The organism is Sneathiella litorea, from assembly GCF_009882915.1.
Lineage (GTDB): Bacteria > Pseudomonadota > Alphaproteobacteria > Sneathiellales > Sneathiellaceae > Sneathiella > Sneathiella litorea.
The window spans coordinates 543070-555417 of sequence record NZ_WTUW01000002.1 but is presented as its reverse complement, the minus strand read 5'-3'; the positions used below and the strand labels follow the sequence as shown (position 1 = coordinate 555417).

General features: G+C 47.8%; 12 protein-coding genes and 1 pseudogene. 11 read left to right on the top strand and 2 right to left on the bottom strand.

All coding sequences use genetic code 11. The features are described from left to right. The first annotated feature begins 9 nt into the window (after positions 1-9). From GQE98_RS08905 to GQE98_RS18540, 8 genes and pseudogenes are all read left to right on the top strand, one after another. Complete coding sequence (locus GQE98_RS08905) at positions 10-1647, top strand: acetate--CoA ligase (RefSeq protein WP_161315304.1); 1638 nt, start codon at positions 10-12, stop codon at positions 1645-1647. Next, entirely contained in the window at positions 1648-2040 is a 393-nt protein-coding gene (locus tag GQE98_RS08900) for a RidA family protein (protein WP_161315303.1), read from the top strand. It abuts the gene before it with no gap. 1 nt (position 2041) lies between these two features. Then, positions 2042-2908, top strand: coding sequence for a branched-chain amino acid ABC transporter permease (locus tag GQE98_RS08895; RefSeq protein WP_161315302.1), 867 nt, complete (start codon positions 2042-2044; stop codon positions 2906-2908). 4 nt (positions 2909-2912) lie between these two features. Continuing rightward, on the top strand, positions 2913-3872 hold the full coding sequence (locus GQE98_RS08890) for a branched-chain amino acid ABC transporter permease (RefSeq protein WP_161315301.1): 960 nt from the start codon (positions 2913-2915) through the stop codon (positions 3870-3872). Next, positions 3862-4650 carry an ABC transporter ATP-binding protein gene (locus tag GQE98_RS08885; RefSeq protein WP_161315300.1) on the top strand — a complete coding sequence of 263 codons (789 nt, stop codon included), beginning with the start codon at positions 3862-3864 and terminating at the stop codon, positions 4648-4650. The genes GQE98_RS08890 and GQE98_RS08885 overlap by 11 nt, the downstream gene beginning before the upstream one ends. After that, complete coding sequence (locus tag GQE98_RS08880) at positions 4634-5332, top strand: ABC transporter ATP-binding protein (protein ID WP_161315299.1); 699 nt, start codon at positions 4634-4636, stop codon at positions 5330-5332. Before GQE98_RS08885 ends, GQE98_RS08880 begins: the two co-directional genes overlap by 17 nt. A 58-nt stretch (positions 5333-5390) precedes the next feature. Then, the gene (locus tag GQE98_RS08875) at positions 5391-6101 is read left to right on the top strand and encodes an IS6 family transposase (protein WP_161315298.1); all 711 of its coding nucleotides are present in this window, start codon (positions 5391-5393) and stop codon (positions 6099-6101) included. Between the two features lie 64 nt (positions 6102-6165). After that, positions 6166-6288, top strand: a pseudogene (locus tag GQE98_RS18540) (IS6 family transposase); the annotation flags it as partial. A 5-nt stretch (positions 6289-6293) separates the two neighbouring features. On the opposite strand, the gene GQE98_RS08865 reads toward GQE98_RS18540, so the two are convergent. Beyond that, positions 6294-7115, bottom strand: a complete 822-nt coding sequence (locus GQE98_RS08865) for a TetR/AcrR family transcriptional regulator (RefSeq protein ID WP_161315296.1) — start codon at positions 7113-7115, stop codon at positions 6294-6296. Positions 7116-7203: 88 nt separating this feature from the next. Here GQE98_RS08865 and GQE98_RS08860 point away from each other — a divergent pair, with 88 nt between their 5' ends. After that, positions 7204-8511, top strand: a complete 1308-nt coding sequence (locus GQE98_RS08860) for a phenylacetate--CoA ligase family protein (protein WP_161315295.1) — start codon at positions 7204-7206, stop codon at positions 8509-8511. Further along, positions 8508-9266: an enoyl-CoA hydratase/isomerase family protein gene (locus tag GQE98_RS08855; protein ID WP_161315294.1), complete on the top strand. Its 759-nt coding sequence runs from the start codon at positions 8508-8510 to the stop codon at positions 9264-9266. The genes GQE98_RS08860 and GQE98_RS08855 overlap by 4 nt, the downstream gene beginning before the upstream one ends. Before the next feature lie 93 nt (positions 9267-9359). Here GQE98_RS08855 and GQE98_RS08850 read toward each other — a convergent pair whose 3' ends face one another. Continuing rightward, positions 9360-10799, bottom strand: a complete 1440-nt coding sequence (locus tag GQE98_RS08850; RefSeq protein WP_161315293.1) for an amidase — start codon at positions 10797-10799, stop codon at positions 9360-9362. 292 nt (positions 10800-11091) lie between these two features. Here GQE98_RS08850 and GQE98_RS08845 point away from each other — a divergent pair, with 292 nt between their 5' ends. Beyond that, positions 11092-12279: a substrate-binding domain-containing protein gene (locus GQE98_RS08845; protein WP_161315292.1), complete on the top strand. Its 1188-nt coding sequence runs from the start codon at positions 11092-11094 to the stop codon at positions 12277-12279. Positions 12280-12348 lie beyond the last annotated feature (69 nt).

Sequence of the window (12348 nt, the reverse complement as noted above, 5' to 3'; positions counted from 1 at the left end):
TGAACAATAATGAAATATAGTAGTTACAATAAAGCCGTAGAAGATTTTAACTGGGGGCAAGTTCGTCAGTCGTTGGGCTGGGATGATGCGGGTGAAGTATCTTTAGGATTGTCAATAATTGACAGGCATGAAGATAAAGACACAGCGGCGCTGATCTCGATAAAAAAGGATGGTTCAATTGATCGTTTGAGTTTTAGTGAGCTTTCTAAAGCCAGCAATCAATTTGCAAATTTACTTTTTAAGTTGGGTGTTAATCCCGGAGATCGAGTGGCAGGCTTTATGCCAAGAGGCATTGAGGTTGTAATTGCCATCATCGGCACACTCAAAGCGGGGGCTGTTTATGTCCCTGTGTTTACAGGGTTCGGGCAGGAGGCAGTAGAATTTAGGCTATCTCATTCCGATGCTACCGTTCTTGTTACTCACGGCAATTTTATGGATCAATTGCCGTCTTCGATTTCCTGCAAACTAATTGTGGTCACAGATAGTAATGAGCCACTCCCAGTTTCAGTTCTTGATTATCACGAAGCGGTTTCAGAGCAGAGTATAGAATTTAGGAACGTTACCAGAAACCGAGAAGATCCTGCAGCTATTATCTATACATCAGGATCAACAGGCCAGCCAAAGGGCGGTGTAATTGCTGTCAATTTTCTTTCAGCTATCTATCCATATATTAACTATGGGCTTGATTTAGCTGAAGGAGATGTATTCTGGCCTACTGGCGACCCAGGATGGGGATATGGCTTCGTATGCTATTTAGGTGCCATTGCCGCAGGCAGGACAGTTGTGACGATCGAGCAAAACCCGACTGCAGAAATGTTCATGTCTGTCGTAGAGCGTTTTAAAATTACTAATGTGGCCACGACACCAACTTTGTTGCGTACAATCCTGACCCTAGAAGAACAGAATATACGTGATTCTCTTCACACAATACGGTCTATCTCGAGCTGTGGCGAGCCATTGAATGCTAAGGTTATCGAGTCTTTTCAAAGAATATTGGGCGTTACGCCAATGGATCACTTTGGCGCAACTGAATTGGCACTTCCAATTGGTAATCATAATTCCATTGATATGGACGTCCGCCCGGGCTCCATGGGATTACCCTCTCCAGGTTATGAAATGGCCATTATTGACAAGGATGGCGCTGAATTGCCGAGCGGCGAAGTCGGATTGCTCGCAAAAAAGTTTAACCCGGATTGCCGTTACTGGACGAGCTACTGGCGCGATCCAGAAGCATCTTCCAGATTGAAGAAGCGCGGCTGGATAGTGACCGGAGATCTGGCCTATCAAGACGACGACGGCTACTTCTGGTTTGAGGGGCGATCGGATGACATCATTAAGAGTTCTGGGTACAGGATTGGTCCGTTTGAGATCGAAAGCGTGTTGCTCAAACATCCGGCCGTTGCTGAAGCAGCGGTGGTCGGAAAGCCCGATCAGATGCGGGGCGAAATTGTAAAGGCCTATGTTGTTCTAAAGCCTGGCTTTAGTGGTAGTGCGGAATTAGATGAAAAGCTGGTCCAGCTTGTCAGGGACAATGTTGGCAAACATCAATACCCAAGAGAAATTGAATACGTTGAAAGCTTACCAAAAACAGAAACTGGAAAAATTCAAAGATTTGCCCTTCGGCAAACAATGTCAGGAGAAAAATAAATGGTAGTTTATGAACCAATTTGTGCCGATAACTGGCCTGCTGCTTTTACGTTCTCTCAAGGGGTAAAAGTAGGAAATATGGTGTTCCTGTCCGGGACGACCGCGACTGATGAAAAAGGTAAAATAGTTGGTCCCGGTGATATAGTTGCGCAGACACGCCAAATCTTCAAAAAATTTGAAATGGTCCTTAATCAGGTTGGAGGGAGCATCGAAAATATTGTTGAGACAACAGATTATGTTTTGTCTTTGGAAGAATACAACAAGACTGCGGACCTTCGTAGAGAAATATTTAATGGTCCTCCTTGGCCAGCAGCAACAGGCGTGGTTGTAAAAGGTCTGGTGCGGCCTGATGCTCTGATCGAAATTAAGGCACTTGCAGTCCTAAGAGACTAACATGCTCGGACAATTATTAGCTAGTTCAGTTACGGCAGGGGCCGTTTATGCGTTGGTAGCGCTAGGTTTCGTACTGATCCATAAAGGCACAGGTGTCGTGCATTTTGGCTATGGAGATCAGGTAACTTTCGGCGCATACCTCGTGCTTATCATTCAGTTCCTAACGGGTCTGCCGTTTTGGCCAGCGGTAATTGTCGCGTTGTTTGCTTCTGCTTTCCTTGGTTGGGCAATTTATAACGGCTTGATGCGACCGTTGCGAAATGCCCCGCTGCTTGTCCAGATCATAGCAACATTAGCACTTGGAACTGTGATGAGAGAGTTCCTGAGGGCTTATATGGGACCAAACGCCTGGTCGTTTCCGTTCCTCTTGACGTCATCTTCATTTGATTTAGGTGGTATTTTACTCGTCCCCGCCAACTTGGCGATTGTTGGTGTTTCGCTTGCGCTCCTTTGTCTACTTTTCTTTTTATTTGAGAGGACGTTTCGCGGTAAGTCAATAATTGCGGCCTGTGATAACCGCACTGGGGCAAGCCTAGTCGGGGTCAGTGTTTCGGGCGTTTTCTCTTCGATTTGGATGCTCGCTTCGGTCATTGCGACAGTTGCCGGGATTCTGGTTGCGCCGGTACTAACTTTATCTCCTGAAATGGGCCTGATCGGCATCAAAGGGTTTGTGGCGGCAATTCTGGGAGGATTTAACAGCCTAACCGGCGCCGTCGTCGGAGGTATTCTGCTGGGTGTAATCGAAACACTTGTCGGGGCCTATATATCCAGCGCTCTAAAAGACATGATTAGCTACGGAATATTAATCCTAGTTGTTCTGGTTCGACCTCAGGGGTTGCTCGGAATACTCTCGGTGAAGAAGGTGTAATCAGATGCGTTTACGAATAATATTTTCGGTACTGGGTATTGCAATGTTTTTCCTAATTCCGAAACTATTTGCTGATTATAACCTATATCAATTTTGTTTGATTGCGGTTACATCGCTCATCGTCTTGGGCTTGGTAATAGTTACCGGTATTGCAGGGCAAATCTCATTAGGGCAATCAGCATTTGTCGCATTGGGCGGGTACGGAGCAGCAATACTGGCGACAAATTGGGGTGTACCACTATGGCTTGGGATTCCTTTGGTTGCCGTACTGGTGGCAACAGTTGGTTTCTTGCTTGGCCTGATGACTTTACGCGTTGAAGGGCACTACCTCGCGCTGACAACAATGGCATTTACTGCGATAGTTCAGCTGGCTCTCGTCCATGCGGATGCGGTCACGGGAGGGGCAGCAGGTATGCCTGTCCCGTCTTTCGAGTTGTTCGGCAAGTCACTTTCAACCGGTGCTGAGTTATATTATTTAATTGTTCCGATTACTGCTCTGCTTTTCATAGTCGTAATAAATTTGAATAATTCGCGAACCGGGCGTGTTTTCGCAGCTATTCGCCAGAGTGAAATTGCCGCAGAAGCCATGGGCGTAAATATCCTTGTTTACAAGGCTTCTGCATTTGCAGCCAGCGCTTTTCTTGGCGCTATAGGTGGCGGTTTGCTTGCTATTTTGGTTACTTATCTTGATCCTGCACAGTTTGGTATTACGCAAACGGTTTACTATTTGGCAATTGCCGTTGTTGGCGGACTTTTGTCTCCTTTCGGAGCAATAATCGGCACAACTGTATTTGTGTTTCTCCCGGAGTTTCTCCAGACGTTCCAAACCTATCTGGGGCTGGTATTCGGGATTATGTTGTTGGGCTTTATCGTGCTTCGGCCAAAGGGATTGGCAAGCTTGATTGATATTGAAAACTTGAAAAAGATTGTTTTCAAAAGCAGGAGAGAGTCCGTTGGAAGCTAACATATTAGGGGTAAACAATGTAACAGTTCAATTCGGAGGCATCATTGCTCTCAGTGATGTGTCACTGGAAGTAACTCCGGGTACTATACATGCTGTGATCGGACCCAACGGTGCCGGCAAAAGTACATTACTCAACGTGATATCAGGTATTTATTCCGCAACGAAGGGTGATGTGTCGTTTGAAGGCGAGCGGTTAAGTGGCTTGGCAGGTCACGAAATCAACGCCAAGGGAGTTGCGAGGACCTTTCAGAATACTGAACTATTCAAAGAAATGACCGCACTTGAAAATGTGAAAGTGGGACTGGATCGGTTCCATGCCTGCGGGGTTATCAACAGCGCCCTGCATACGAAGCAATGGAAAAAATCTGACGCCGAAGCTGATGAAGCCGCAAGGGAACTTCTCAAACTAGTTGGTTTGGGGGATGATGAAACAAGTTCTGCAGGGATTTTACCATTTGGCAAGCAACGTCGTTTGGAAATCGCAAGAGCACTAGCCACGCGCCCGAAGCTTCTATTGCTAGATGAGCCCGCCGCAGGGCTAAGAGCCGCGGAGGTAGAGGATTTGATAGCCATACTCCGGGAACTCAAAACCAACCAGGGTTTGACGATATTGATTATTGATCATGTTATGGCGTTGGTAATGGCAATTTCCGACAGGATCAGTGTTCTAAATTTTGGCCACAAAATCGCTGATGGGGCTCCGAAGGAAATTCGAGAATCAGCAGAAGTAATCAAGGCCTATCTGGGAGAAAAGGCAGCAGATGCTTACAGTACGTAATCTCCATGCCGGGTATGACGGCAAAGAAGTTCTCCGTGATGTAAATATAAATGTGCCAACCGGATCTGTGGTGACGGTTTTAGGTGCAAATGGCGCGGGCAAATCTACCTTGCTAAATAGCATTGTTGGATTGGTGCCTACATCTAGTGGTGTAATAGAATGGAATGGTGGGAAAATTGAAAACACCACTCCGGATCAAGCTTTGAAATGTGGTATAGCTCTAGTTCCCGAACAGCGTGAATTGTTTCTAGGGATGAGTGTTGCTGATAACCTTCGAATGGGGGCCTACCTACGCCGAAATTCATTGGATATCGGTGCAGAGCAGCAGTATCTTCTGGAAATTTTTCCAAGCCTTAAATCTCGCCTTGAACAACCTGCCCGAGCTCTTTCGGGCGGTGAGCAGCAAATGCTTGCAATTGCCAGGGCATTAATGTCGAAGCCATCTGTCTTGTTGCTTGATGAGCCATCGCTGGGTCTTGCGCCAAAATTTGTTGAGGAGATATTCCGGATTTTAAAGCAAATTACCGGTGACGGAACAACTGTTCTTCTGGTTGAGCAGAACGCCGCCATGGCGCTTGATGCGGCTGAATCCGGATATGTTCTGGATATTGGCAAAATAACTTTTTCGGGCACGTCAGAAGAACTAAAAAAATCACCAATTGTCCGAGCTTCATATTTGTAAACAATCCTGATACACAACTTAACTTGTCGTCCTAATTGTCATTTTCTACTCTCCTTGAATGAAAAATCATAATCCATTCCGGTATTTCAAGATATCGCCTGAGATCATCCGCCTGGCGGTGATGATGTATGTTCGATTTCCCCTTTCGCTTCGCAATGTTGAAGACCTTCTTCATGAACGCGGTATCGATATCTGCCATGAAACAGTCCGCTATTGGTGGAATAGATTTGGTCCCCTGTTTGCGCGCGAGATCCGTAAGAAACGACTTCATCCTTCTTCCCGGAATCATTCCAGCTGGAAATGCCAACGGGACGAAGTATTTGTGAAGATCAATGGCGAGACATATTATCTGTGGCGTGCCGTTGACCACGAGGGTGAGGTTCTGGAAGCCTTTGTATCCAAGCGACGCGACTGCAAGACAGCAATGGTTTTCCTGAAGAAAATCATGAAACGGTATGGGAAACCTCGTGTCATTGTCACAGACAGATTACGTTCGTATCGTGCCGCAATGAACTTGATTGGAAATGAGTCATCACAAGAAACAGGCCGTTGGAAAAACAATCGCTGTGAGAACTCCCATCTCCCGTTCCGGCGAAGAGAGCAGGCTATGCAGAAATTCAGGCGCCTGCGAAGTTTACAGAAATTCGTTTCTATTCACTCATCAGTCCATAACCATTTCAACCATGAACGCCTCCTGACCAGCCGAGAAGAAGTCAAGCTTCAGAGAGATGCCGCCCTGGTCGAGTGGCAGCAACTTAGTGCGGCATAGTAGGGGGCACCTTATCGCCATTTTACGCCAAACAGAGATGTGGTCGCATTCGTCTGACAGCACCTCGCTTCGTATTGTCGAAGATTTACCTCTTGTGCGCGGCATAGATGTTTGCCACGAAACGGTTCGCTATTGGTGGAGTAAATTTGGTTTGTTGTTCGCTAATCAGATTTCGAAGAAACAAATTCTCCGCTATGTGGAGGAACTGGCAGCAGCGGGTTGAATTTCTGTGCCTAACTTCGATCCAAAGACAGCTCTCAGCCAGAGTTTTGATAACAGTTCGGCGACGTCTTCTGGAGTGCCGGAATGTGCAACGAGAACTGGATCTCTTCGGACATAGAGGCTGGCAAGATATTCATCAACCATCCCGCCAGCAGCATAGACAACCAATAAGCCTTCTGGATTTTCTGAAAGCTTCTTTCCTGTGCGACGGGCAATAGCTTCTGCGGTTCGCTTGTTCCAATTTCCATTCAGAGTTTGATAAATTTCCTCAAACTTCGTCGACTCTTCCGTCATTTGCATTAGGCAACGCAATAGCCCTTTGTTGAGATGGAACTGTTTCACATAGGCCAGTGTCGTAAAATATGCAGATTCGGACAAACTATTGCGGTTTTTACCCGCTTCTTTAAGAGCCTGATATATATGGTGGACGAACTTCGAAAGCGTCGTGGTGGCAATATCCATTTTATCTTCGAAATAGAGGTAAAAGGTCCCTTGAGAAACGCCTGATTCCTTGCATATGTCGACTATACGCAAATCGTGGAAAAATGTATCTTGAAGCAACTTGGCTGTGGCAATCATCAGCTTGAGCTTAGTACGCTCCCCTTTTTTTAAGCCGTCGTCCTTGGTTTGTATTTCCAAAACCCTGTTGAAGGGAATATATTGTTGCATATTCTCGTTGCTCCCTGATGCATCGCCTTCTGTATATATCTTTTGTTGTGGAAAATGAACCGCGGAAAGAAACAGCACTTGCAAAAATGGCGATGCTTGCAATATAAATAAATATGATGTCATATTTTGTAAATGTCAATATCAATCAGAATCCTAGCGATTGGTTTGAATTGATTTTCAAGCAAATGATTTGGTCAAAAAGGAATAAATTATGGCGTTAGTTGAGGGCGCAGAATTTGTCAAATTGGATGAGCTTTCGGCCCTTCGGCAGAAAGCGTGGGAGAGGCAGAGTGAGTATGTGTCAAAAAACTCTGCCTTTTTTCAGCAGCTATGGGAAGGGAGACCACCGCCTCGTTCCTTAAAAGACATTGCGGCGCTTCCACTATGCGATAAGGGAATGTTGCGGATCGCTCAGGCAAATCATCCTCCCTTTGGAGACTACCTTGCAGCTCCGGGTGAAAACGTCAATCGCTTACACAGAACATCCGGCACAACGGGGCAGGCGATGAACCTGGCTCTGTCTGCGCGGGACAGCCATGTCACAGCGGTTGTCGGCGGGCGCAGTCAACGTGCGGCGGGGCTCGGCCCCGGACATCGCGTCGTTCACTGCCTGAATTATCAGATGTGGATGGGGGGGGTCACGGATCATATGACACTCGAGCAGACGGGCGCCCTCGTTGTGCCGTTTGGTGTCGGTAGCACCAAACTCCTTATTCAGACGATCCTTGACCTCAAAATAACAGCCATTTCCTGCACGCCGTCCTATCCGGCTGTCTTGGAGCAGGTGATTGCAGAACATTTTCCCGATATAACGCCGCGTGATTTGGGGTTGAAGCTTGGATTGTTTGGCGGTGAGGCCGGTTTGGATAGCCCTGATTTACGTCGTCGGCTGAAAGAGGTCTGGGGAATGGAACCTCGCAACGCGAATTATGGCGTATCGGATGTCTTTTGTAATTTTGCCAGCCAATGTGAGCATGACACGGATCTGCATTTTCTTGGTGGGGATGTTCTTTTTCCTGAACTAATTGATCCCGATACAGCGGATGTGATTCCAATCGAGGCTGGAGCAAGTGGCGAACTTGTCCTTACGCACCTTGAAAGAGATTGTCAGCCACTGGTTCGTTTCAGGACGGGGGATGTGTTGAAGATAACTGCGACCGATCCCTGCAAATGCGGTCGCACCGGTTTCCGCTTTCGGGTGATCGGACGGAGTGACGATATGGTTGTCGTTCGCGGCATCAATGTCTTTCCGACCATGGTTGCCGCCGTCATCAATGGAAACAACCGGCTATCGGGAGAATACCGCATTCGCCTGAATGGCTCGGGACCTTTTTCACAGCTCCCCCTGGAAGTGGAACTGGCCTCCAAGGCGGTATCCGGAGAAGAGCTGGCAGCCGAGGTTGAACGGCAGATTAAGGAGAAGCTTGGTGTGACCGCATCGGTGACACTGGTTGATCCAGGCGGGCTTCCCCGGACATCGGGGAAAACAAAACGAGTAGTAAGAGAGGATTTGGCATGAATAACGCCGTGAAACTTCATGTCGAGGGCGGCGTGGCCGACATTCGACTTAATCGGCCGGAACGCCTCAACGCGATAAATCCCGATCTTCTTCATGGTTTTGCCGACGCGCTTAAGGCGGCGCAGTCCGACCCGAAGGTTGGCGTTATCTTGATACGAGGCGAGGGCCGGGCCTTCTGTGCTGGTGATGACTTAAAGGAGTTTGGCCAACAACGGGCAGGTGAACACGAGACACGCCGATTTATCGAAGATATTCAGGTGATTACCGACTTGATAATGAACGGCGAGAAAATTGTCATTGGCGCGATACATGGTTGGGCCGTCGGTGGAGGTCTGGAATGGGTGATCAACTGCGACATGGCAATTATGTCTGAAAGCTGTAAATGCTTCTTTCCGGAAATTAACCTTGGGCTGTTCGTTACAGGGGGCGTGAGTTCGATATTGCCAAACCAGGTCGGGCTTCAAAAGGCAAAGGAGCTCATTTTGCTGGGAGAGCATATTACGGCGCAGCAGGCGCTCGACATGGGGCTCGTCTGCCGCGTTGTCCCGGATGCCGATCTAGAAAAGGCAGCTCGTGAACTTGCCGTCAAAATTGCGGCCCTTCCCAAAATTGCGCGGGAGAGTGTAAAAAAGGTTCTGAACCTGAGCTTCCAGCTCCCCATAAATGAGGCGATGGCCCTTGAAACCAACGCCACTGTCGAATGCTTCCTAGATCCAGAAGCAATGACGCGTGTCGAGGGAAAGCTGGATAAGTAAGGGATAATAAATTACCCCTATGCCTACTTTTATCTTTCGATAAAGAGGCATAGGGGATCTTCTCTTAATCACAAGACAGATTTAAATCTTGCGCTACAAAGCTTTGGCAAGAACTGGGAGGCGACCTCGCCAAGGTTGAGCACGTTCAATCTGTCCGGCAAGTTGTAAGAGAATATCTTCGCCGCCAAATCGTGCGGCAAACTGAACCCCTACAGGAAGACCTTCGCTTGTCCAGTGAAGTGGCAATGTTATTGCCGGTTGCCCTGTCACATTATAAAGCGGGGTATATGCTGAAAAATCCCAGACATGGTCTGTATATCCTTCGCCCGTTGTGTAATCGAAGGATGAGCGAGGTAAGGGCGGCTGAGACAGCGTTGGCGATAAAATAACATCGTATTTTTCATGAAACGAAGCAAGCCGTCGTCCAATCTCGTGCGTTTTTCGTGACGCGAGATAGAAATCGGCACCAGTCGCATCACGGCCCGCCTCCAGAAAGGACCAGATTGCAGGCAGGAAGTCAGATTCACGAACATCCGGCAGGCCTTTAAGCTTGGCTTTGGATTTTACATTCGCATACATTCCAACACCAAGAATTACGGTAGTTGCGTATGCTAATCCATCTTCTTCCCAATGAATGCCAAGGTCAGCCTCTTCAACTATGTGGCCCATCGACTCGCATAATTTTGCGGCCTGGGTTGTCGCTGCGATGCATTCAGGGTGTACATCCGTGTCGATGGGAGGACGAATGCAAAGTGCTATTCTCAATGGCTTGGGATCGCGCTTCGTCAATTCGAGATAACTGGCTGGCGCCGGGGGAGCCCAATACGGATCACCATAATCCGGCATTGTTGTAGCGTCGAGCATGGCAGCGCTGTCCCGAACTGACAGCGTGCAGACATGCTGCGTACTCATTCCTATTAACTCATCGCCAACATCCGGCCCATAGGTTACGCGTCCTTTAGACGGTTTTAGCCCAACCACTCCGCAGCAGGAGGAAGGAATCCGAATGGATCCCATGCCATCACTTCCATGTGCAGCGGGAACTATACGCGCGGCAACAGCAGCGGCCGACCCACCGCTGGAACCACCCGATGTATGTTTCGGAGACCATGGGTTCGATGTGGCGCCGAAAAGCGTATTATAAGTATCCGCAGCGAGGCCCATTTCGGGGACATTTGTTTTCCCGAACATGACCAATCCGGCCTTTTTGTATCGGAGTGTTACTTCGCTGTCGAAGTCTGGCGTAGTGGCCATGAATGCGTTGCCGGCCGTATTTTCTGTCCCTTTGTATGATGCACGAAGATCTTTCAGCAGAAATGGCACGCCCTCAAATGGTCCATCGCCAACACCATTGGCAATTTGATCGCGGGCTAAATCTTCAAACAAGTTAATGACAGCGTTAATTTCCGGATTGATGCGTTCGAGACGGCGAAGGGCAACATCCAGCAGTTCGGAAGGCGTCACTTCCTTGTTTTTGACAAGTTCACCGAGGCCAATGGCATCCGCATTAATGTAATCTGTTTCGCTGATCATTTTGTTGTATTCCACTTCCAGAGAACGTTGATGGTGGCGCGTCCATTGAGTTTTTATCTATACTAAATAGACGCAACGGCTTTATTTACGAAATATTCCAAAGGCGAGTTAGGTGGTTGTTATTACATGAATGTCGCATGAAGAACCTCCACCTGAATAACTTTTCCACAAATTAATTTTGTTAGAAAAATTAACAGTTGTAAAAAACAAAAACTGATGTCATGTTTATCATTATGTTATCATTGCAGTCAACAGTCAACTGCGGCAATCGCAGAAATCGGAGGAGGTGTAGATGAAGCGTATTCTAGCAGCAGCAATCATGCTGTTCGGGTCCACGATGCAGGCATATGCAGAGGATTCCATCAAAATTACCGTCATTCAGGATGTCACTGGTAGTGCCGTGTTGGAATCTTATGCCAATCAGGTCTATCGTGGATTTGATTTGGGTATTCAGTGGGCAACGGAAGGCACGGGAAAAGTTCTCGGCCGTGATATCGAGGTTATACGAAAAGATACAACGATCAAGCCGGATCGGGCGAGAGCGTTGTTGGCAGAAGCTTATGAAGATGGTTCTGTTCTTGTGGTAGGTTCAACATCATCCGGTATCACGAAATCGATGTTACCAGTGGCTCAGGACTATGAAAAAATCCTCCTCGTTGCACCCGCTGTCGCCGATTCCATCACCGGTGAGGACTGGAACCGTTTTATTTTTAAATCTTCTCGAAACAACTCCTTTGATATGCAGGCCCAGGCAGTTGCGATGCGTCTCGATGAAAACACGTCGATAGGCATTATCGGTGAAGATTATGCCTTCGTGCGGGATGGTGCGGCCGCTTTGAAGGAAGCTGTCAAAAAGTATGGCGCAACCGTTGCGGCAGAAGAATTCGTTGAAGTAAATGCAGCTGATCTTACGCCAGCTCTGGAGCGGATTGCCCAGAAAATGGAGAATGCGAAAGGCCGGAAAATTCTTTTCGCATATTTTGGATTTCTGCCAAACTATATGGGCAAAATCATGAATTGGGGCCCGGAACGCTATAATCTGGAGCCAACGTCAATTATCTTGACGCTACCGGCGCTGGAAACGTTTAAGGTCGTGCCGGGAATGGAAGGCGGAGCATTTTATTATTACGGACTGCCGAAAAATGAAATCAATGACTGGTTTGTCGCCGAGCATAAAAAGCAGTTCGGTACACCACCGGATTTCTTCACTGTGGAGGGTTTTGCCGCCGCATCTGCTGTCGTGACGGCCTTGAAGAAAGCGAACTCGACGGAAACAGAGGATTTGATTGCTGCGATGGAGGGGATGGAATTCCCATCAGTTCGCGGTCCCAGAACATTCCGTGCTGAGGATCATCAGGCGATGATGCCAATGTATCATGTGAAGCTTGCTAATGAAGAAGGTGTTGCATGGGCGGTGCCACAACTGGTTCGCAAGATTGAGCCTGAAGAGTTCGATATTCCTATCCGTAATGAAAGATAGTGAGCGGCGCGCTGGGGTGCTTATATGTTCCGGCGCGCAATTTTTTTTGTGATTAGTTGTTAGCATTCG